General features: G+C 47.2%; 17 protein-coding genes, 1 tRNA gene and 1 riboswitch. Of the genes, 5 read left to right on the top strand and 13 right to left on the bottom strand.

Annotated elements, in window-relative coordinates:
* Positions 1 to 10: 10 nt before the first annotated feature.
* The 3 genes from era to GO493_RS25050 form a co-directional block, all read right to left on the bottom strand.
* Entirely contained in the window at positions 11 to 880 is an 870-nt protein-coding gene (era, locus tag GO493_RS25060) for a GTPase Era (RefSeq protein WP_157308977.1), read from the bottom strand.
* A 72-nt stretch (positions 881 to 952) separates the two neighbouring features.
* Positions 953 to 1024 (bottom strand) — tRNA-Met (locus GO493_RS25055).
* A gap of 149 nt (positions 1025 to 1173) precedes the next feature.
* Positions 1174 to 1548, bottom strand: a complete 375-nt coding sequence (locus GO493_RS25050) for a single-stranded DNA-binding protein (protein WP_157308976.1) — start codon at positions 1546 to 1548, stop codon at positions 1174 to 1176.
* Positions 1549 to 1716: 168 nt separating this feature from the next.
* Positions 1717 to 1809, top strand: a riboswitch (TPP riboswitch).
* Between the two features lie 61 nt (positions 1810 to 1870).
* Between GO493_RS25050 and GO493_RS25045 the strand changes: the two genes are divergently transcribed.
* Positions 1871 to 4246: a TonB-dependent receptor gene (locus tag GO493_RS25045; RefSeq protein WP_157308975.1), complete on the top strand. Its 2376-nt coding sequence runs from the start codon at positions 1871 to 1873 to the stop codon at positions 4244 to 4246.
* A gap of 88 nt (positions 4247 to 4334) precedes the next feature.
* Here the strand turns inward: GO493_RS25045 and argH are convergent, their stop codons facing one another.
* From argH to GO493_RS25000, 9 genes are all read right to left on the bottom strand, one after another.
* Positions 4335 to 5666 (bottom strand): argininosuccinate lyase, encoded by a 1332-nt coding sequence (argH, locus tag GO493_RS25040; RefSeq protein WP_157308974.1) that lies wholly within the window; start codon positions 5664 to 5666, stop codon positions 4335 to 4337.
* A 3-nt stretch (positions 5667 to 5669) separates the two neighbouring features.
* A complete protein-coding gene (locus tag GO493_RS25035) occupies positions 5670 to 6734 on the bottom strand; it encodes a M20 family metallo-hydrolase (RefSeq protein WP_157308973.1) in 1065 nt (354 codons plus the stop codon).
* Positions 6735 to 6737: 3 nt separating this feature from the next.
* Positions 6738 to 7526 (bottom strand): acetylglutamate kinase, encoded by a 789-nt coding sequence (argB, locus tag GO493_RS25030; RefSeq protein ID WP_157308972.1) that lies wholly within the window; start codon positions 7524 to 7526, stop codon positions 6738 to 6740.
* Between the two features lie 4 nt (positions 7527 to 7530).
* Entirely contained in the window at positions 7531 to 8481 is a 951-nt protein-coding gene (locus GO493_RS25025) for an N-acetylornithine carbamoyltransferase (protein ID WP_157308971.1), read from the bottom strand.
* 33 nt (positions 8482 to 8514) lie between these two features.
* Positions 8515 to 9645: an aspartate aminotransferase family protein gene (locus GO493_RS25020; RefSeq protein WP_157308970.1), complete on the bottom strand. Its 1131-nt coding sequence runs from the start codon at positions 9643 to 9645 to the stop codon at positions 8515 to 8517.
* Positions 9646 to 9710: 65 nt separating this feature from the next.
* A complete protein-coding gene (gene argC, locus GO493_RS25015) occupies positions 9711 to 10694 on the bottom strand; it encodes an N-acetyl-gamma-glutamyl-phosphate reductase (RefSeq protein ID WP_157308969.1) in 984 nt (327 codons plus the stop codon).
* 23 nt (positions 10695 to 10717) lie between these two features.
* Entirely contained in the window at positions 10718 to 11914 is a 1197-nt protein-coding gene (locus GO493_RS25010; RefSeq protein WP_157308968.1) for an argininosuccinate synthase, read from the bottom strand.
* A gap of 28 nt (positions 11915 to 11942) precedes the next feature.
* Positions 11943 to 12746 carry a GNAT family N-acetyltransferase gene (locus tag GO493_RS25005; RefSeq protein WP_232539041.1) on the bottom strand — a complete coding sequence of 268 codons (804 nt, stop codon included), beginning with the start codon at positions 12744 to 12746 and terminating at the stop codon, positions 11943 to 11945.
* A gap of 455 nt (positions 12747 to 13201) precedes the next feature.
* Complete coding sequence (locus tag GO493_RS25000; RefSeq protein WP_232539039.1) at positions 13202 to 15283, bottom strand: alpha-L-fucosidase; 2082 nt, start codon at positions 15281 to 15283, stop codon at positions 13202 to 13204.
* Positions 15284 to 15663: 380 nt separating this feature from the next.
* Here GO493_RS25000 and GO493_RS24995 point away from each other — a divergent pair, with 380 nt between their 5' ends.
* Both GO493_RS24995 and GO493_RS24990 read left to right on the top strand, forming a co-directional pair.
* Positions 15664 to 17028, top strand: coding sequence for a Fic family protein (locus GO493_RS24995; protein WP_157308967.1), 1365 nt, complete (start codon positions 15664 to 15666; stop codon positions 17026 to 17028).
* A gap of 292 nt (positions 17029 to 17320) precedes the next feature.
* Positions 17321 to 18715 (top strand): Gfo/Idh/MocA family protein, encoded by a 1395-nt coding sequence (locus tag GO493_RS24990; protein WP_157308966.1) that lies wholly within the window; start codon positions 17321 to 17323, stop codon positions 18713 to 18715.
* Between the two features lie 56 nt (positions 18716 to 18771).
* Here the strand turns inward: GO493_RS24990 and GO493_RS24985 are convergent, their stop codons facing one another.
* A complete protein-coding gene (locus GO493_RS24985) occupies positions 18772 to 20103 on the bottom strand; it encodes a sugar MFS transporter (RefSeq protein WP_157308965.1) in 1332 nt (443 codons plus the stop codon).
* Between the two features lie 329 nt (positions 20104 to 20432).
* On the opposite strand from GO493_RS24985, the gene GO493_RS24980 reads away from it, so the two are divergent.
* Together GO493_RS24980 and GO493_RS24975 are read left to right on the top strand one after the other, a co-directional pair.
* On the top strand, positions 20433 to 22067 hold the full coding sequence (locus tag GO493_RS24980; RefSeq protein WP_157308964.1) for an MFS transporter: 1635 nt from the start codon (positions 20433 to 20435) through the stop codon (positions 22065 to 22067).
* Positions 22039 to 23004 (top strand): ROK family protein, encoded by a 966-nt coding sequence (locus GO493_RS24975; protein ID WP_157308963.1) that lies wholly within the window; start codon positions 22039 to 22041, stop codon positions 23002 to 23004. Before GO493_RS24980 ends, GO493_RS24975 begins: the two co-directional genes overlap by 29 nt.
* Positions 23005 to 23027: the final 23 nt, after the last annotated feature.

The following is a 23027-nucleotide window of genomic DNA, read 5'->3' as shown; positions in this document are numbered from 1 at the left end:
CACCGGAATACTAATACCCGTATTCCTTCAAATAAATATCATTATCCCTCCACTTACCACGCACTTTCACAAAGAGCTCCAGGAATACCTTCCGGCCAATAAAGGCTTCAATATCCTGGCGTGCCAGCGTACCGATCTTTTTGATGGAGGCGCCTTTATCTCCCAGTATAATAGCTTTCTGGGTTTCCCTGGTCACAATGATCTCTGCAGATATTTTGGTCAGGGTATCCTTTTCCTGGAACTGGGTAACTGCAACGGCCGTATGATAGGGGATCTCTTCGTCAAACAGCTGGAAGATCTTTTCGCGGATGATCTCGGCTACAAAAAATCGTGTAGACTTATCTGTTAAAGTATCTTCCGGATAGAAGGGCTCGCTTTCAGGCAGCATTGCCACAATGCTTTCCAGCAGGGCGGGGATACCTTTCTGCTGTAAGGCAGAGATGACCAGCACTTTCTGTGCCTTTCCCCACTCTTCACACTGTTTTACCAGGGCATCCAGCTCTTCCTTCATCATGGTGTCTGACTTGTTAATAACCAGAATGCTCTTCGCTTTCAGTTTTAACGAGCCAAACAGTTCAAGGTTTTCCTGTACGTTGTCTCTTGCATCCATTATCAGCATGGCTACATCAGCATCTTCGAGGGCAGATTTGACAGCGCCCATCATCTTTTCGTGCAGCCGGTAACGGGGATCAATGATACCGGGGGTATCTGAGAATACGATCTGGTATTCCGGCGTGGTAACCACACCTGTGATACGATGCCTGGTAGTTTGCACCTTCGGGGATACAATAGCCAGCTTTTCACCCACAAGGGCGTTCATGAGGGTGCTTTTCCCTGCATTGGCCTTTCCGAAGATATTTACAAAACCAGCTTTGTGCATGTACTACGAATTTCCTGAACTTCCTGAAATAAAAAAAGCCGAATCACTTCGGCTTTTTTCGTGCTATGTTAGTAGCGAGGAGAGGATTCGAACCCCTGACCTTCGGGTTATGAGCCCGACGAGCTACCTCTGCTCTACCTCGCAATGAGGGTGCAAAGATAGGATTTAAATTATTCCCGCCAAATCTTTTTTTTAAAAAATGAAAAAGTTTTTGAACGCAGGAGTCCGGCTCTCTTTTCTGAATGACTGATAAGCTCTGCTGTATAGAAGTAACAGCAGGGTCAACATTCTTTTCAGAATGGCAGGTCCTCATTTACTTCTTCTTCCTGCCCGGGAACAACCAGTTCATCTTTTTTCTTTCCGCTCAATAATTGCAGACCGAACACATGCAGCTTTAATGCGGCCATGCGTTCTCCTTCCCTGCTATCATACATTTCCAGGGAGGGTTTGCCATCAATGTACACCTGTGTGCCTTTTGTCAGGTAAGGACCTACCTTTTCATGTTCCCAGTAAGCACAATCGATCCAGATCGTTCTTTCCTGCTGCTGACCGTACTGGTCTTTAAAGCGTTCTGTGTGCGCTACGCGGAAGTTCAGCACTGCTTTTCCGTTGACGTTCTTCTGAATGGCATCATGCCCGAGATGCCCGATAAACTGAAGTCTGATCATGTGGTATGATTTAACAGGTTAACAAAAAAATAAATCAGCGGAGTTTCAGTTCTGGGGGAGAAAAATCAGAGTGAAGACGGAAGATAGGATTTTTCCGGCTGGCTAAAAAAAAATTATACCTTTGCTCCTGGAAACAGGAGTGCGCCGCTGCGCATAATCAAAACTCCAGGTTTCACCTCGGGGTGCCTTACTATCAGGCTGAGATCAGACCCGTTGAACCTGACCAGGTAATGCTGTTTAGGAAAGGTAAGCGAACAATCTCTTCCTTACCCGCATATTGAATTGAAGCTACGATTGTCAGCTATTAAATTGTCATAGTCCAATGAGACAAATTCTACTTTTATTGCTGCTATGCAGCATAAATGCCGTACACGCACAAACTGTGCTGACCGGCGTGGTGACCGATAAGACCGGCGGGAAACCGCTGGAAGGCGTATCTGTAAGCATACAATCCAACAACACCGGCGTTCATACCAATACAGAAGGCCGTTACCGTATCACAGTACCATCCAGGGGCAGCTATACCATACAGGCCAGCTACCTGGGCTATAAAACAACGACTGTTTCCGTTACCGCCACACCAGGCACTGTACAGACAGATATATTACTGGAAGAGACAGGGCTGTTCGTAAAACCGGTAGAGATATCGAGTCTACGCGCAGGACAGCACTCCCCTTTCACACAATCCACCCTCACTGCTGAAGACATCAAAAAGGATAACCTGGGCCAGGACCTGCCACTGTTGCTGAACCAGCAACCTGGTGTAGTGACCAACTCTGATGCCGGTACAGGCATCGGCTATACCAATATGCGTGTAAGAGGTACAGATATCACCCGTATCAACGTTACCGCCAACGGTATTCCTATCAACGATGCGGAATCGCAGGGTACGTTCTTTGTGAATATGCCTGACTTTGCCTCTTCTGTAAGCAGCATACAGCTGCAACGCGGTGTAGGTACATCTACCAACGGCGCAGGCGCATTCGGCGCTACCCTCAATCTCAGTACAAACGAATTCAGGGATAAGCCATATGCAGAGATCAGCAACAGCTACGGCTCCTTCAACTCCTGGAAGCATACCGTAAAAGCCGGTACCGGGTTGATCAACAATCACTTCACCTTCGATGCAAGATTATCTAAAATATCGTCCGACGGATATATAGACCGCGCTTCTTCTGACCTGAAGTCTTTCTATACTTCTGCCGCCTACATTTCGAAGAACACTGCTATCCGCCTCAATGTATTCTCCGGCAAGGAAAAGACCTACCAGGCATGGAACGGCGTACCGCAGGATTCCCTGAAAACAAACCGTACCTACAACTCTGCCGGCAAACGTTCTGACGGCACCTACTATGATAACGAAACAGATAACTACCAGCAGGACCATTACCAGCTGTTCCTTAACCAGGCGCTGAGCAGTCATCTCAACTTCAACATAGCGGGGCATTATACCAGGGGCAGAGGATATTATGAGCAATACCGTGAAAAGGAAGCTTTTGCCGACTATGGTCTGCCTGACCCTGTCATCAACGATGCACCTGTTACCACCACAGATCTTATCAGGCAGCTATGGCTGGATAACTACTTCTACGGCGGCATCTTCTCCGTAAACTATAACAGCAGCAAATTCAACTGGAGCCTTGGTGGCGGATGGAACCGCTATGAAGGCAATCACTACGGTAAGATCATCTGGGCACAATATGCTATCGGTAAAGATCACAAATGGTATGACCTGGATGCGCTGAAACGCGATATGAACATTTACTGGAAAGGGGAATACAAGGTAACCGGCGCATTACGCCTGTTTGCAGACCTGCAGTACCGTACCGTGAAATACGATATTGACGGCTTCCGACAGAACCCTACCCTGATCCAGCACAATACTTATAATTTCTTCAATCCTAAGGCCGGCGTTTCTTATACACTGGATGAACGCCAGGACATCTACGCATCTTTCGCTGTTGGCAATAAAGAGCCCAACAGAGACGATTTCGAAGCCGGGCTGACACATACACCAAAACATGAAACGTTACGCGATATAGAGGCCGGATACAGCTTTAAAACCAACAACATTGTACTGCAGGCCAACGTGTATTACATGGATTACAAAAATCAGCTGGTACAGACCGGTATGCTGAATGACGTTGGCGCCTATACGCGTACCAATATTCCGAAAAGTTACCGGGCCGGTGTGGAACTGCAGGGCAGTGCAAGACTGGGAAGTATCTTCACGCTGGCGGTGAATGCAGCGCTTAGTCAGAATAAAATAAAGGATTATACTACGTATGTTGATAACTGGGATAGCGGATCGCAGGATACCGTGTTCTACAAAAGCAGTACTATAGCTTTCTCTCCTTCTTTTGTAGGTGGTTATACACTGTCTGCACGCCCGGTAAAACGGCTGGAGCTTAGCCTGATAGGTAAGTATGTAAGCAGGCAGTACCTTGATAATACAGAGGCGAAAGAGCGTAGTCTTGAAGGCTATTATACCAATGATCTGCGTTTCATTTATTCTGTGCCGCAGAAATTATTTAAGGAACTGGGATTACAGTTTATGCTTAACAATATTTTCAATAAGAAGTATTCTCCTAACGGGTGGACGTATGCATCTGTACAGGGAGGTAAGACAGTTTCTGATAATGGGTATTATCCGATGGCGGGAACTAATTTCTTTGCGGGGATTACCGTTGGCTTCTAAGCGAAAAAACACCCTCAAAAAAAAGCGCTTTCGCCTTCGGCAAAAGCGCTTTTTTTTGAGGGTGTTTTTTCGTGCTGCGCGCAGCTGATTATGATAAGAGTTTAGCTATTGCGGTTTTTACTTTGTCAAAAGAGAAACCTTCCAGCACCTTATCCATCATCTTACCCACTTCAGCATTACCGGGATTACCGATACTTCCTTCATGTGTATGCTGCACAATCTTCTCCGGTGTGAAAGTTCCATTTTCAATATCCAGCCCTACCTGTTTGTACGCTTCACGGAAAGGCACCCCTTCCAGCACCAGGCGGTTCACCACTTCCACGCTGAACAGGTAACGGTATTTATCATCATCCAGGATATTCTCTTTAATGCGGATATTTTCCAGCATTAATCCTGTCATCTGTATACAATCTTTCAGTACGCCGAAGGCAGGGAACAGGTTCTCTTTCAGCAACTGCAGGTCACGGTGATAGCCGCTTGGCAGGTTGGTGATCATCATGGCAATTTCATTAGGCAGTGCCTGCAGTTTGTTGCCGTGTGAGCGGATCAGCTCCCATACGTCAGGGTTCTTTTTATGCGGCATGATACTGGAACCGGTGGTCAGCTCGTCAGGGAAGCTGATAAAGCCAAAGTTCTGGTTCATGAACAGGCAGGCATCCATCGCCATTTTAGCCAGTGTGGCAGCAATGCCAGCCAGCGCAAAGGCTACTATCTTCTCGGTTTTACCACGTCCCATCTGCGCATAAACCACGTTGTAGTTCAGCGCTTCAAATCCCAGCAGTTCTGTTGTCATGGTACGGTTGAGCGGGAAAGAAGAACCGTAGCCGGCAGCAGAGCCAAGCGGATTTTTATTCACTACTTTATAGGCGCCCTGTAAGACGGTGAGATCGTCCACCAGGCTTTCCGCATATGCGCCAAACCACAATCCGAAAGAAGAAGGCATAGCCACCTGCAGGTGAGTATAACCAGGTATCAGGCGATCTTTGTATTCAATGCTTTTTTTCTGGAGGAGGTCAAACAGTGTTTTCACTTCCTGTACCAGTACCTGCAGCTCATGACGCAGGAAGAGTTTCAGGTCAACCAGCACCTGGTCGTTCCTGGAACGGCCGCTGTGTATCTTCTTCCCTACTTCTCCCAACCGGCGGGTGAGCAGCATCTCTACCTGTGAATGGATATCTTCCACTCCTTCTTCCAGTATAAAGCTGCCTGCTTCTATTTCCTTATAGATCTGTTTCAGTTCTTTCTGCAGCACGGTCAGCTCTTCTGCCGTAAGCAGGTCTATGCTTTGCAGCATAGTGATATGCGCGAGTGAGCCCAGCACATCGAACGGCGCCAGGTAAGCATCCATTTCACGGTCTTTACCAACGGTAAACCGGTCTACTTCTGCCAATGCGGTTTTATCCTTTTGCCATATTTTCATATCCTACAAGATTTCTTCCAGTAAATTAATGTAACTATCAATACCCTGGCGCACCTCATCCAGGTAAATGTATTCATCCGCTGTGTGCGAACGGGCAGAATCTCCCGGTCCCATTTTTATGGATGTTGCGGGGATCAGTGCCTGGTCTGATGTGGTAGGCGAACCATAGCAGGTCTTACCCTGGCGTATGCCGCCCTGAACGAAGGGATGGTCCATCGGGATACCTGACGGGCGCATGCGCAGTGAGCGGGGCTTTACTTCACACTTCACATTGCTGCGGATAATGTCCAGCACCTGTTCCAGTGTATACTGTTCCGTTACACGTACATCCACCACAAAGGAACAATCTGCCGGCACTACGTTATGCGCTTTGTTGGAAGTGTTGATCACTGTTACGCTCATCTTTACAGGGCCCAGTGTTTCCGATACTTTCGGGAAACGGTAAGTACGGAACCATTCTATATCAGGCAATGCTTTATAAAGTGCATTTTCTCCCTCATCGCGGGCTGCATGACCAGCGTTACCCTGTACGGTGCAGTCCAGCACCATCAGGCCTTTTTCTGCAATAGCCAGCTGGGTTTGCGTAGGCTCTCCCACAATAGCAAAATCGATCTTCGGCAGCTGGTCCAGTATGCTTTCTATTCCGTTGGCGCCGCTGATCTCTTCTTCTGCGGTGGCAGTCAGTACAATGTTGTACTTCATGTCAGCGCGCTCATAGAAGTGCAGGAATGTGGCTATCAGGCTTACCAGGCAGCCACCGGCGTCATTGCTGCCTAATCCGTACAGGCGGCCGTCTTCCACGTCGGGAGAGAAGGGATTGCGGGTGTACTGCGGATTAGGTTTAACGGTATCGTGATGGGAATTAAAGACAATAACAGGTCTGGAAGGGTCAAAGTGTTTGTTCTTTGCCCAGATATTATTCAGATGTTGCTGATAAGGTATGCCTCTTTCTTTGAGGAATTCAGCGATCAGCTGCGCTGTACCCTGTTCTTCCCTGCTTAAGGAGGGCACACTGATCAGCGATTTCAATAATGTTACTGCATCTTCATACAGTTGTTGGTTCCACATAGGTTAGCGTATTAAAGTACCCGCTACTGTGTCTGTGGTATTACTCTGCACATCGTCTGCGTGCCCTATCAGCACTTCCGCCACTCCGCTTTCAATAGCGGCAAAAGCGTTCTCCAGTTTAGGCAGGATACCATCTGTCAGCACATTGTCTTCACGTAGCTCTTTATAGATTACACGATCGATAAGGTTGATCACCGCATCATCGTTACTGGCATCATGCAACACACCTTTCTTTTCAAAGCAGTAGATCAGTCTTACGGAATAATATTTCGATAAAGCAATTGCCAGTGAAGAGGCTATCGTATCTGCGTTGGTATTCAGTATCTGTCCCTGCCCGTCGTGCGTAAGCGAAGCAAATACAGGTGTCAGTCCTGCGTCCAGCAATGCTTTCAGCGGAGCTGCCTGTACATCTTCTACCCTGATATCTCCTGCAAATCCAAAATCCACTTCTTTTACCGGGCGTTTATAAGCGGGGATGATATTGGCATCTGCCCCGGTCAGGCCTATGGCGTTACAGCCGTTGGCCTGTAATTTGGCCACCAGCTGTTTGTTCACCAATCCGCCGTATACCATGGTCACTACGTCTATTGTTTCTGCATCTGTGATACGGCGGCCGTCCACATATTTAGATTCAATACCCAACTTATCACCAATGCGGGTGGCAATTTTGCCACCCCCATGGATCAGTATTTTCTTTCCTTTTACGTCTGCAAATTTCTTCAGGAATGATTGCAGCAGTACAGGATTATCGATGACGTTGCCGCCTACTTTTATTACAAAAAGGTCGATCATAAAATTATCCTTTTAGAATCTGGCTCAGTACCGCCTGTGCCGCCCATACACGGTTGCCGGCTTCAGGGATCACGATTGACTGCGGACCGTCCAGTACTTCATCAGCTATCACCACATTCCTTCTTACAGGCAGGCAGTGCATTACTTTGGCCTGGTTGGTGCCTTTCAGCTTATCGTTCGTTACCATCCAGCTGCTGTCTGTGCAGGTGATCTTTCCATAATCTTTGTATGAAGACCAGTTCTTCACATAAACAAAGTCAGCATCCTGCAGCGCTTTGTCCTGGTTGTATTCTATTGTTGCGTTACCGGTAAATTTCTCATCCAGTTCATAGCCTTCAGGGTGAGTGATCACGAAATCAGCTTCTCCCCATGCGTTCACCCATTGTGCAAATGAGTTAGGCACAGCCTGTGGCAGCGGTTTTACGTGAGGCGCCCAAGTCATCACTACTTTAGGTCTGCGTGGCTGCTGCCATTGCTCCTTCATGGTGATGATATCTGTTAAGCTCTGCAAAGGATGCAGGGTAGCGCTTTCCAGGCTCAGTACCGGTACACCGGCGTATTTAATGAACTGGTTGATGTACTTCTCGGTGTAGTCAGATTCTTTATCTTTCAGGCCCGGGAAGGTACGGATGGCCAGGATATCGAAATACTGACCCATTACTGCTGCCGCTTCCTTCACGTGCTCTGTGGTGTTGCCATTCATTATAGCGCCATCATTCATTTCCAGTTGCCAGCCTTCTTTGTCAATATTGAATACGACCACTTCCATACCCAGGTTCTTAGCCGCCACCTGCGTACTTAATCGTGTTCGCAGGCTTGGGTTCAGGAATATCATACCCAATGTTTTGTTTGCACCTAATGCCTTGTCTGAAAAGGGCTGTTTTTTGTAGTCCAGTGCTATATCCACTAACCGCGGGACACTTGGAACATCATCTACGGAAATAAATTGTTTCATCGTGTGTGTGGCTCTATAATAACGGTTTTTTGTTTATGCTTTTTCTACTTCTTCTTTGAATGCAGCCAGGAACTCATCAGCATGCGCTTTGGTCAGTGCCAGAGAAGGCAGTAACCTGATCACATTAGGCTTTGCTTCGCCGGTGAAGATCCTGTGTTTGAACAGCAGTTCCTTTCTCACATGCGCCAGGGATTCGGGTAATTCTATACCTATCATCAGGCCCATTCCTCTTACTTCTTTTACCTGCGGGATTTTTTTCAGTTCTTCTATCAGGTAGTTGCCAACAGTAGCGGCGTTCTCTACCAGGTTATCTTTCTCCATCACTTCCAGTACGGCAAGAGCAGCTGCACAGGCCAGGTGATTACCGCCAAAGGTAGTGCCCAGCAAACCATAGGAAGGCTGGATATGTGGTGCAATGATGATGCCTCCTATCGGGAAGCCATTGCCCATACCTTTTGCCATGGTATAGATATCTGCGTTAACGCCGGCATGATCATGAGAGAAAAATTTTCCGCTCCTGCCATAACCACACTGTACGCTATCTGCAATGAACACTGCATTGTACTGATCGCACAGGCTTCTGATCTTTTTCAGGAAAGAGGTTCCTGCTACCTGTATACCGCCTACGCCCTGAATGCCTTCGATAATAACAGAAGAAACTTCGTATTGTTCAAAGGCAGCCTGCAATGCGGCTTCATCCTGCCAGGGCAGGAATACCACGTTGTCTGTCTCATTTACAGGCGCTACTATTTTAGGATTATCTGTTGCTGCAACTGCCAGGGAAGTTCTGCCGTGGAAAGATTTTCTGAAAGCGATGATCTTCTTTTTACCATTGTGGAAGGAAGCCAGTTTCAGCGCATTCTCGTTGGCTTCTGCGCCGGAGTTACACAGGAACAGTTGATAATCTTCCTTGCCGGACAGCTTACCCAGTTTCTCTGCCAGTTGTTTCTGGAGAGGTATCCTGATAGAATTGGAATAGAAACCTACTTTGCCCAGCTGCTCTGTAAGCCGCTGTACATAGTGAGGATGTGTGTGGCCGATGGAGATCACGGCATGACCGCCATACAGGTCCAGGTATTTATTGCCTTTGTCGTCCCATACGTTGGAACCGGCAGCTTTTTCTATGGTGATATCGTTGATAGGATATACGTCGAATAATTGCATTTACTGAAGGATTGTTCCCGGGCATAAACGGGAGATAAAAAGATACTCTTGCTGTCAGCAAAAGGTTAGAATACGATAGATTTCAGTTTCAACCCTGCGGTCTCGTCCAGTCCGCACATGATGTTCATGTTCTGTACTGCCTGTCCTGATGCGCCTTTGAGCAGGTTGTCCTCTATGGAGTGGATCACCAGTTTATTGCCTGTTTTTTCCAGCTGGATCAGGCATTTATTGGTATTCACCACCTGCTTAAGGTCTATCTGTTTTTCACTTACATGTGTGAACGGATGGCCCGCATAGTAGTTTTTATACAGCTGCTGTGCTTCTTCCAGTGTGAGATCGCTCTGCAGGTAGGAAGTGATCCAGATGCCTCTTGGATAATCTCCGCGTACCGGTACGAAATTGATCTCTCCGCCAAAGGAAGGCTGCAACAGCTGCAGGCTTCGTCGTATTTCTTTCAGGTGCTGATGCGTGAGGACTTTATACGTTGATACGTTGTTGGCTCTCCATGTGAAGTGGGAAGTGGCCTGCAGGCTTTGTCCTGCGCCGGTAGAACCGGTAATGCCGGTGGTATGCACTTCATTCAGCAGGCCGGCTTTTGCCAGTGGCAGCAGGCCAAGCTGTATAGCGGTGGCAAAGCAGCCAGGGTTGGCAATATTGCTTGCTGTTGCGATCTTTTCTCTCTGCAGCTCGGGCAGGCCGTATACAAACTCCCTGCCGTTGCTGGTTTCTCCCAGCCTGAAATCCTGGCTGAGGTCTATCACTTTAACTGTTGGCGCTATTTCATTTTCTGCCAGGAACTTCTTTGCTTCTCCATGTCCAAGGCAAAGGAACATCACATCTATATCGTTACTCAGCTCTCCTGTAAAGGTCAGCTCTGTTTCTCCCAGCAGGTCGGCATGTACTGCGTAGAGAGGATTGCCTGCATTGCTGCGGCTATGTATATAAGCGATTGTTACGTCCGGATGGTTCAATAAAACACGGATCATCTCTCCGCCTGTATATCCTGCTCCACCAATGATCCCTGCCTTTATCTTTTTATCGTTTGCCATGTTTCTTTCTGATTTATGCGCAGCTAACCTTTTACGCTGTCTGCTACCTGATGCCAGATCATTGTCTGGTTACCGAATATTTTGCTGAAGCCTCTCACGTCTTCACCGCTCCAGCCATTGTTCATTTCACCGTATTTGCCAAACTTGCTGCTCATCAGGTCGTAAGGCGATTGTATACCTGTTACCTGGAAGCGGTAAGGCTGCAGGGTTACGTATACTTCTCCGGTCACATGTTCCTGGCTGTTCTGCAGGTATGCTTCGATATCGCGCATTACAGGGTCCAGGATCTGCCCTTCGTGCATCCAGTTGCCATAGAACTGTGCCAGCTGATCTTTCCAGCTCAGCTGCCATTTGGTGAGCACGTGTTTTTCCAGTGCATGGTGTGCTTTGAGGATCACTACCGGCGCTGCTGCTTCAAATCCAACGCGGCCTTTGATACCGATAATGGTATCGCCTACGTGAATGTCACGGCCAATAGCATAAGGGCCTGCCAGTGTTTGCAGGTACTGGATAGCTTCTGTAGGATGGCTGAATGATTTATCGTTCACGCCGGTCAGTTCCCCTTTCACGAATTTCAGGGTTACCTGCTCAGCGTCGTTCTTAGTAAGCTGGGTAGGCCATGCTTCTTCAGGCAGGAAGCCGTTGGAAGTCAGGGTTTCTTTACCGCCTACGGAAGTACCCCAGATACCTTTATTGATGGAATAAGCTGCTTTTTCAAAATTCATTTCCACACCTTTTCCTTTCAGGTAGGTAATCTCTTCCTCGCGGCTCAGTTTCATGTCGCGGATGGGTGTGATGATCTCTACCCCTGGGATCATGATGTTAAAAATCATGTCAAAACGTACCTGGTCATTACCTGCCCCGGTACTGCCGTGCGCTACGGCGGTGGCGCCTGTTTCCTTCACATATTCTGCGATGGCCAGGGCCTGGCTCATACGCTCAGCGCTTACGCTCAGCGGATAGGTGTTATTTTTCAGCACATTGCCGAACACCAGGTATTTGATCACCTTGTCATAATAAGAACGTACTGCGTCTACGGTTTTGTGACTCTTCACTCCCAGGCTGTAAGCACGTTTTTCAATTTCCTGCAGTTCTTCGGCAGAAAAACCACCGGTATTTACTATTACAGAATGCACTTCATACCCTTTCTCTTCGGTCAGGTATTTTACGCAATAGGAAGTATCAAGTCCTCCGCTGAATCCCAGTACTACTTTTTTCATTTATGGCAAGATTAAAGAATGATGATAGTTAGAATAAGTTGAACAAAAAGAATTTTTTCCTGCTGGAAGAAGCGCCGCCACTTTGCTGATCTTTATTTCCTTTCAGCAGTACAAATCTTTTATACCGGAGCCATCTTTCAAACAGCTTGAAATTCTCTTTAAATTTCCTTTGCTTTTTCTTGTGCTCTATGGTACCGTTGGCAGCCACCAGTATCTGAGGCTGTGCAGGCTCTGTCTGTATAGACAGGGTTGCCTTCTGGGCAGCTTCTCTTTCGGCAGCTTCTTTTGCTTTCTCTACCGGATCATAGAGCATAGCAGTGCAGAGACAGTTTTTCCTGTTCTTGCTGGTCAGCACGTCAAAGTTCACACAGCTGCGGCATCCTTTCCAGAATTCCTCATCATCTGTAAGCTCTGAATAGGTAACCGGCTCATATCCCAGTTCTGAGTTGATCTTCATGACGGCCAGGCCGGTGGTCAGACCAAAGATCTTGGCATCAGGATATTTTTCTCTTGACAGTTCAAATACACGGTGTTTGATAGCTTTGGCCACGCCATGCCCTCTGAAGGCAGGGTTTACAATAAGCCCTGAGTTGGCCACGAACTTTTCATGCCCCCAGGCTTCTATATAGCAGAAACCTACCCATTCGCCTTTGTCTGTAACTGCAATAACGGCTTTACCTTCTTCCATCTTGTGCTGCACATATTCAGGAGAACGTTTGGCAATACCAGTTCCCCGCGCCTTGGCGGAAGATTCCATCTCGTCTGTGATGGTTTTGCCATAATGCTGATCGTCAGTGGTCGCAACCCTGACAATGATATTTGGATTTTCCAATTTTGTCAATTGAAAACGTAAATCAATAAATTATTAATCTGGAATCCATTTACTGGATAGAAACACCTTTATATGACTGGGAAGGTCATGGTGCGATAGCTGGCCTGTAAATAAGCGAACGCTATCAAATACGAGGTCGTCGGGAAAGATATCTAAAGACATTGAACCCAATAGAGTACTCTCCTTCCATCAGAGAAGGATGATATGCAGAAAGGTTATGGGCCGCAAAGTTTTCCAACTTCAGTTCAGCATTAAATTGTTAAAAACTGTCTTTATTTAAATCAACCGCAAAGTTATAATATTATTTTTTCTTAGCGGCCAAAAAATTAAAGGCAAACTGTTAAATTATCAAATAGTCATTTGCAAATTACGGGCCAACATAGATATTTTATATGCATATATAAAAAAACTCCCCACCGGTCCGGCAGGGAGTTACTGAAAATCAACTGATTATTTTAGCGGGTGATCACTCCCAGCTCAGCCACACTGGCCCAATGTTCATTTTCATTGGCAGGCGCCAGGGCAACCAGGCGGATAAACCTGCCTTTTGCCGGGCTGTTAAATTTCACATACTGGATAACCGGGTTATTGGCAATATTGGCAAAACTGCCCTGTGCCACCGGCTGTCCCCAGTTTTCTCCGTCCAGGCTCACATAAAAGGCATATGTATATATGGTGCCGGAATGTATGGTCTGGTGACGGGGAGTATATGTAAACCCTTTGAGTGTCAGGGTGTCTGTCATATCTACCTGGATCTCATGGGGATACTTCGCAGCGTCAGGCTGATAGTTGGTCATCCAGTAGGAATTCGGGTTACCGTCTATAGCCCTTACCGGATCTGCCCCGTCTGCCTGTCCGTCAGTGAACGTCACTTTCCATTTGGCCGGCGCCACATCAAAAGTCGCCGTAACAGTGGTGCTCGCTATTTTTCCCTTTTCGAGGAATGCACGGGCTTTTACCACGCCTCCTTCAGGCAGGTGAATGGTACCGGTATATTTAGGTGAATGGTAAGTAGGTTCTTTACCGTCCAGTGTATAATGCAGCTCAGGATCGGGAGAAGAGCAGGTAATGCTTACCTCTCCGTCCTTATTACGCTGTATGGCAGGCACCGCCAGCAGCCCCGGGGCTTTGTACAGCTGTACTTCACTGATCACAGGGCAGGCCAGCGCGTCCTGGATGCTGATCCTCACTTTGGTAGTGGTTACATCCGGCAACAGCAGAATGCGTTTATGACCAATGGTAGTACCGGTAGCGATCTCCTTATAAGCGCCATCCTCCCAGATATCGACAGAGAATGATTTTACGCGCTGTCCCAGGGCGATGTACTCCTGCAACACCAGGCGGTTGAAACTAACCGGGCTGGCATACTCCAGGGTGATAGCGCCTGTCAGCTGATCGTCTCCTGTAGCCCAGTAAGTTTTGCTGTTCCCGTCAATAAGATAGCGGGCATTTACCTTTTTATTGCCCTTACGGGTATTGGTAGCGGTCACTTTAGCTTTTGGTGCCAGGTTGGTTTTGAAGATAGCTTCCCTGATCTGGCGGAATTCCATCAGGCGGATGGAATCTGCAGAAAAGATCAGCCCTCTCCTGTCAACCGGAACATTGAGCAGCAGGTTGCCGTTGCGGCCTACAGATCCGTAGTAGATATCCAGCAGGTTCTGTACGCTCTTCACCTTATCATCTGTAGATGCGCTATAAAACCATCCCGGGCGAATAGACACATCACACTCTGTAGGTATCCACTTCTCACCATTCATATTTCCTTCATTCAGCACAGATTGCGGAGGGGCATTCTTTCCCGGTGCAAAACCGGTTATATTAAGTGTGCTCCAGTTGGTAGTGCCGGCAAAGCCATCTTCATTCCCTACCCAGCGGCAGCCCGGGCCTACATCGCTGAAAATAACTGCGTTAGGTTGGTTCTTATATACTGTCTGGTGGAAAAGCGGCCAGTCATACGTTGGTTTCTTGCCATTAGGCCCTTCCCCGTTGGCGCCGTCAAACCACTGTTCAAATACAGGGCCGTAGCTGCTCAGCACTTCGTTCAGGGTATTGGCAAACACCTGGTTGTATTCCGGTGTACCGTATGCAGGGTGATTACGGTCCCAGGGAGAAAGGTATACGCCGAATTTCAGGCCATATTCCTTACAGGCGGCAGACAGTTCTTTCAGTACATCGCCTTTGCCATCTTTCCAGGCGCTTTCACGTACGGTGTGGGTACTGAATTTACTTGGCCAGAGGCAGAAGCCGTCATGGTGTTTGGCGGTGATGATAATGGCTTTCATACCGGCAGCTTTGGCGGTACGCGCCCATTGACGGGCATCCAGCTGAGTGGGATTGAAGACCCTGGGGTCTTCGTCTCCATGCCCCCATTCCTTGTCTGTAAAGGTATTAGGCCCCAGGTGAATGAACATGTAATATTCCATGTCCTGCCAGTTCAGCTGTGCCTGGGATGGCAGCGAGCCGTAAGGAGCGATTTCCTGCGCATGAGCAGTTGCCAGGCTGCTGCAAAGCCCGGCCATTAATAAGAATTTTCTCATTTTGAATGTTTGTCCCCTTCGTGGAGCCGGAACAGGCGTTCCGGGCACAACCAGTTGATCGTTGACCTGTTTTTAAAATATGACCCGTTGTATTATTATCCTGTCCTCACTAAGCACATTAAAAATAATGTTTCTTATAGGTGATATTATATATACTGAGAAAATTGATGCAGGGAAAGGTAAAATTGAATAATTAGCGAGGATTGATGGTAGTTGTTTTACAATTCCGGAATTGAATTCCTGATGTAAAACTGGTTACGATGTTTTGTCGCACAAAAGATTTATGCGACAAAACAGCCGCTAATATGTCGTAAAAGTGAGTCTATACGACAAAATACAATATATTTGTCGTATAAATGTCGCACAAACCGTCCATAACTATGTCAAAGCAATTGAAACATGAATTAAATCTTATTGAAGACGCTCTTAAAAATTTCAGGCAAGGGGCTTCCATTGAAGATATTCGTACACTTGTAGGGATGGAATTGCGGACGCTCCAAAGACGTTTGAAGGCGCTAGCCAGCCAAGGGCGCATTAGGATATCCGGTCAACGTAAAGGCACACTTTATCATCCCCAAAAACCAACGCTTAATATCTCTGCAACAGAAATTGAAATTGTTCCATTATCCCCCGAGGGAAACGAAATAAGGGCTATTATAGCGCAACCCAGCGCAAAAAGGCGACCAGTCGGATATAACATTGACTTCTTAACAGATTATCGCCCCAATGTTGATAGTTATTTAACAGCCGAAGACAAAGCCAGGCTTGCAGAACTGGGTAAAACTGCGAATCTGAATCAACCCGCGGGTACTTATACCAAAGAAATTCTGCAAAGGCTCCTTATAGACCTGTCCTGGAACTCAAGTCGCCTGGAAGGCAATACATATAGCCTTCTTGATACACAACGTCTGATTTCCCAAGGTCAGGAAGCTGATAATAAAACTGCAGCAGAAGCACAAATGATCCTTAATCACAAGGACGCTATTGAGTTTATTGTACAAGGTGGTGAGGAAATAGGTTTTAATCGTTATACACTGACAAACCTGCATGGCTTACTATCCAATAACCTTCTGCCAGATCCTGCAGCATCCGGCAGATTAAGGGGCATTGCTGTAGGCATAACTAACTCTGTATTTATACCCTTAGGCATACCACAGCAGATAGAAGAAATGTTTGAGTTGTTGCTTCACAAAGCTGAGCAGATAGAAAACCCCTTTGAACAGGCTTTCTTTGCTATGGTGCAGTTACCTTACCTGCAACCATTTGATGATGTTAATAAAAGGGTATCACGTCTGGCTGCGAATATTCCTTTAAGCAAACATAATCTCTCTCCCCTGGCGTTTGTAGACGTTCCGAATGACATATATGTTCAGGGCATCATGGGCATTTATGAGCTGAATCGAATAGAACTTTTTAAAGACGTATTTATGTGGGCTTATGAAAGGTCAGCTCAACGATATGCCGCCCTGCGCCAATCTCTGGGTGAGCCTGATCCATTCCGGCTGAAATACAGGGATATCATAAAAGAGCTGATAGGCAGGATAGTAACCGAAGCTTTACCGGCACAAGAGACAAACGACGCTATACGCCAGGAAGCAACCCGTTTACCGCAAGCCGATCAGGAAAAGTTTTTTGAAGTTGTGGCAACAGAGCTTCTTTCTTTGCATGAAGGCAACTTTGCCCGATACCGTGTGCGGCCATCGGAATTTAAGAAATGGCAGCAGGTTTGGAAGGGATTGAAATAAGCAATATTCAAAATCCTGAGGTATACTCCTGACGTACCCCATAGATACTCCCACTTTCAGGCATGTTTGAGGCATGTTTAAAGCATGTTTAAAGCATGTTTAGTGTATGTATTGCGGGAGCTAAAGTGCACCACATGACAATGTAAAAACCAGCATTTCCGGCAATTTCATGCAAAATTGCTCAAATTACTACCACTGCAACAACAGCTTATACTAATTGTAATTTATTTTATCTATTTTTAGTCACACACCAGCAATCCACGGGAATGGCAGGAGCCAAAACCAAAAACGCATGAAAAAGCAGCAACTTCACAGGAGAAGCTTTCTCAAAAACACTGTGGCCGCAGGTGTAGGATTATCACTTCTCAGCACCCCCGCCAGGTTATTTGCCAACGCAGCAAAAGAGAAAGTAAGAGTAGGCCTTATCGGGGTAGGCGCCCGCGGACAGGGGCATCTGGAATTATGCCTTCACCGGGAAGATGTAGATGTAATAGCCATCTGCGACCCCGATACCAACTGGGCCATTCCCCAATCCCGCTCCCTTATCGCCAAAGCTTACGGCGGTAAAAAGAAAGTAGCAGAATACAGTAACGGTCCGGAAGATTTTCACAACCTTCTTAAAAGGGATGATATTGATGCCGTGATCATTGCCACTCCCTGGGAATGGCATACCATCCAGGCAGTAGCCGCTATGAAAGCCGGCAAAACGCCGGCAGTGGAAGTATGCGGCGCATCTGACATACAGGAGTGCTGGAGCCTGGTAAATACCAGCGAGGAAACAGGCATTCCCCTGTTCGGTATGGAAAACGTATGCTACAGAAGGGATGTCATGGCTGTACTGAATATGGTACGCCAGGGTCTTTTCGGAGAGATCACCCACCTGCAGGGCGGCTATCAGCATGACCTGCGCAAGGTGAAATTCAACAACGGCAAACAACTGTATGGCGGCGGAGTGGAATTTGGAGAAAAAGCCATGTCTGAAGCCAAATGGAGAACCGCGCACAGCGTACACCGTAACGGAGACCTCTATCCTACCCATGGCCTTGGCCCCGTAGCCAATATGATCAACATCAACCGTGGTAACCGTTTGCTGTCACTTACTTCGGTGGCAACAAAGTCCCGCGGACTGCACAAATACGTTGTAGATAACGGTGGAGAAAATCACCCAAATGCAAAAGTGGAATTCAAGCTGGGCGATATTGTCACCACGCTGATACGCACCAACAACGGGGAAACCATCATGCTCTCTCACGATACCAACTCTCCCCGCCCCTACTCTCTGAACTTCCGGGTACAGGGTACTAATGGGTTATGGATGGACGATATGGACAGCATCTATGTGGAAGGGAAAAGTCCTTACGATGAGTGGGAGAAAGCAGGTACAGAAAAGGATGCTGGCAGTTATATGGCCCGCTATGACCACCCGCTGTGGAAGCGTTACACCAGCAGCGCCGCCGGCGCCGGGCATGGAGGAATGGATTGGTATGTGATCAATTCGTTTATCGAAAGCGTTAAACGCGGAGCGCCTTATGCTCTGGACGTATACGATCTTGCCACCTGGTATGCAATTACGCCACTGAGTGAACAATCGGTTGCAGAAGGAGGGAATGTGCAGTATATCCCGGATTTCACGAGAGGACGATGGATGAACCGGAAACCGGTCTTTGCGCTGGATGACCAGTACTAAAATAAAGAAAGGCTATATCGAAACGATATAGCCTTTTACTTTTATGCAGAGTTGTATTAAGCGCGTTTGCCTACTTTATGTCCTGCTATGGCATAATACAGGATATAGATATAACAGGGCACCATGCAGTACAGGAATGACAGCCTGAAATCCATGCCTTCAGAGTACAGGAAATGGAACAAGCCATCTTTGTTGTAAAGACCACTGTATACCTGTGGCAATATGCCACCGCCTACAATACCCATTACCAGGAAAGCAGAGCCAATCTTAGTGTAGCGGCCCAGCTTATCGATAGCCAACGGCCAGATAGCAGGCCACATCAGTGAGTTGGCAAGGCCCAGCAGGGCAATGAAGGTCACTGCTGTGTAACCGGTGGTCATAAAGGCACATACTGTAAATACAATGCCGAGGATGGCGGAGATGCGGAGGCTTTTGTCCTGCGACAGGTATTTCGGGATGGTGATAATGCCGATGATGTATCCTACCAGCATAGCCAGGAGGGTGAAAGTGGTGAAATATTTTGTTTTGTCAAGGCTCATCCCGAGGGCATTACCATACGTACCTATTACGTCTCCGGCCATTACTTCCACCCCAACATATACAAAAATGCAGAGAGTACCCAGTAACAGGTAAGGATATTTGAAAATGCTGCCTCTGTCGCCGGAAGCGCCATCAGCGCTTTTCTCTGCCGGAGCACTGTCGCCTGTTTCTATTTCAGGCAGGGAGGAACGGCTGATAACTACGGCCAGCAATACGAGTACCACGGCAATCACGATGTATGGGCCTATTACTCTTGAAGCCAGGCTGTCCAGCAGTATTCCCTTCTGAGCGGGATCTGTAGCTGCAGCTATCTGTTTTTCCAGCTCTGAAGCGTTTTTCAGTACAATGGCCCCGAGTATTACGGGGCTGAGCGCGCCGGCAATCTTGTTACAGATACCCATTATGCTGATACGTTTGGCCGCGCTTTCTATGGGGCCAATGATGCTTACATAAGGATTGGATGCCGTTTGCAGCAGGGAAAGTCCTGCCCCCTGAACAAACAGGCCGGTCAGGAAAAGGCCAAAGCTACGGGTGTTTGCTGCAGGAATGAATACCAGGGAGCCGGCAGCCATTACTACAAGGCTCAGCGCCATACCGTTCTTGAAACCGGTTTTCTTGATAATAAATGATGAAGGGATAGACAGAAAGAAATAGGCCAGGTAAAAGGCGAAGGTAACCAGGAGCGCTTCTGAAATATTCAGCTCGCAGGCTATTCGCAGAAAGGGGATCAGCGTTCCATTCACCCACGTTACAAATCCCATCATAAAATAAAGAATCCCCAGAATACTGAGCGCCTGCACATAACTGGCCTGTTTAGGCCCGGCAAGCGATGGTGCGGTGTTAGCCATACTTCCTGAATTGAAATTTTTTTAAGATATTGATTGATACTCGCGAACTTAGTTAACTAACTTCGCATTTCATAATAAACAACGACTAATTCCCGCTTCCCGGTTGACAGATGCTAAATTTACATGTTAAATAGTTCAAATAGTACACTTCCCGGCTTTCTTCTTAGCAATTAATCAATTTTTATTTGTCCAAGATAGAAATTTTACAACATATTAGCTAAAACGTTTTTGCATCAGAAAAATAGGCACATTTTTCTTGAAAATTTAGGAATTCTCGAAAAATAATTTATACATTTATCGGGCAAAAATTACAGTAATTTAACACGTTTATGGTTCAACAAACAAAGCAAAGTACACATCCATCTTTCTTTGTACTGATACTTGTATTTTTTTTCTGGGGTTTTGTAGCTGCTTCCAACAGCATATTTATCCCCTTTTGTAAGTCTCATTTCCACTTGAACCAGCTGGAGTCTCAGCTGATCGATTTCTCGTTCTATGGCGCTTACTTTATCGGTTCCTTATTGCTTTACCTGTTTTCAGCAATCCGGGGCATCGATATTCTTAACAAGATCGGCTACCAGAAAGGTATTATCTATGGACTGCTTATTTCAGTCGTAGGGGCTGCAGCGCTGATAGCTGCGGTGAACATCGGGAATGGTATGGAAAACACCACCTATGCCTTTTACCTTATTCTCGGCGCATTCTTTATCGTAGCGCTGGGCTTTTCTTTACAACAGACAGCTGCCAACCCGTTTGCCATTCTGCTGGGAGATCCTGCCAAGGGTACCCATCGTCTGAACCTGGCGGGTGGTATTAACTCGTTTGGTACTACTATTGGTCCGCTTATCGTAAGTATCCTGTTGTTCGGTTCTGCAAAAGATGCGTCGGCCGCGGCAGAAACTGATATCAGTAAGATCAACAGCCTGTATATCCTGCTGATAGCGCTGTTCCTGGTAGCAGCGGTTATATTCTGGTTCTCGAAAATGCCTAAAGGCACTTCTGACGAGCCTTTTGAGCAGTCGCCCAAAGCCAGTGGCGCCCTTACGGGTATCACAGGTATGTTTGTGCTGATCATGCTGGGTATAGCCTTGAAAAAGGAACTGCCTTTCTTTGTAACAGGTATAGTAGGTATCCTGGGTATATTGTTCTATGCCAGGCTGACCGCCAAAAACAGCGGTGGCGATGGCTGGGGCGCTATGAAATACCCTCAGCTGATCCTGGGCATGATAGCTATTTTCGTGTATGTTGGCGTGGAAGTGACCATTGCCAGCAACATGGGCGCCCTGCTGAAGCATCCTGGTTTCCTGACACTGGATGGTTTATCGGAATCGCAGATAGACCCTTATGTATCCCTTTTCTGGGGTAGTATGATGGTGGGCAGGTGGACAGGCGCCATTACGGTGTTCAATATTTCTGAGAAGACCCGCAAGGTATTGTCAGTTATCGTTCCGTTCATTGCTTATGGTGTGGTGCTAGGCGCCAACCATTTAAAAGGCACAGATGTTAGTGTATTATATCCTTATGCAGGAGTGCTTGTAGTACAGATCATAGGTTTCTTTGCCGGCCAGGACAAACCTGCCAAGACCCTGATGATATTTGCACTGCTGGGTATAATGGCTATGGTTATCGGGTTAATGACATCCGGTCCTGTAGCTATATTCGCCTTCATCAGCGGCGGTTTATTCTGCTCCGTGATGTGGTCCTGCATCTTTGCACTGTCTATTGCCGGTCTGGGAAAATATACCAGCCAGGGCTCTTCGTTCCTGATCCTCATGATCCTGGGTGGTTCTCTGGTACCTCCTGTTCAGGGTGGTCTGGCAGATATTCCGTTCATCGGCATTCATCATTCTTATATTATACCGGTTGTATGCTTTGCATACCTGGCTTTCTTTGCATTCAGAGTTAAAAACATATTAAAATCACAGGGAATAGATTATGAGTCAGCAATTAGCGGTGGGCATTGATATTGGAGGAACCAATACAAAGTTTGGCATAGTAGATCGCAGAGGTAATATTCTGTGTGATGGTCGTATGCTTACAAATCAACACGAAGATGTACACGGATTCCTGGACGAATTACATGATAATCTGGCGCCTTTGATCGAGCAGGTGGGCGGTATTGACAGTATCAGGGGAATTGGTGTAGGCGCTCCCAATGGTAACTTCTATACCGGGAACATCGAATATGCTCCAAACCTACGCTGGAAAGGCGTTATTCCATTGGCGAAATTGCTGTCGGAAAAATTCGGAGTACCTGCTATTCTCACTAACGACGCCAATGCGGCTGCCCTGGGTGAATTCCAGTATGGTGCTGCCAGAAGTATGAAGGACTTTATCGTGATCACCCTGGGTACAGGCGTAGGTAGCGGTATTGTTGCCAACGGACAGCTGATCTACGGTCACGACGGCTTTGCCGGCGAGCTGGGTCACTGTATCGTAATACCAGGCGGCCGTTACCATCCCGGCACCGGCGCTCACGGTTCCCTGGAAGCATATGCTTCTGCAACAGGTGTAACCAACACTGCGCTTGAGTTCCTGGCTAACCGCCCTGACGTTAAGAGCCTGCTCCGTGATCATCCGAAAGAAGAGATCAATTCAAAACTGATATATGAGGCTGCTATGAAAGGCGATCCGCTGGCCACAGAAGTCTATGAATTTACCGGTAAAATACTGGGTGAGGCGCTCGCCAACTTCGTGATGTTCTCCAGTCCGGAAGCTATTATCCTGTTTGGCGGCCTGACAAAAGCCGGAGACATGATCATGAAGCCCGTACGTGAACACATGGAAAAGAACCTCCTTCCTATTTTCCAGAACAAAGTGAAACTGGTCTTCTCCGAGCTGAAGGAAAGCGATGCAGCCATCCTGGGTGCAAGCGCACTGGCATGGGAGATGAAAGACTAAATTTGCAGAAATGATGATTCGGT

It is taken from the genome of Chitinophaga tropicalis (assembly GCF_009758205.1).
Lineage (GTDB): Bacteria > Bacteroidota > Bacteroidia > Chitinophagales > Chitinophagaceae > Chitinophaga > Chitinophaga tropicalis.
The sequence above is the reverse complement of the archived record's forward strand: the minus strand, read 5'-3'. Positions and strand labels throughout refer to the sequence as shown.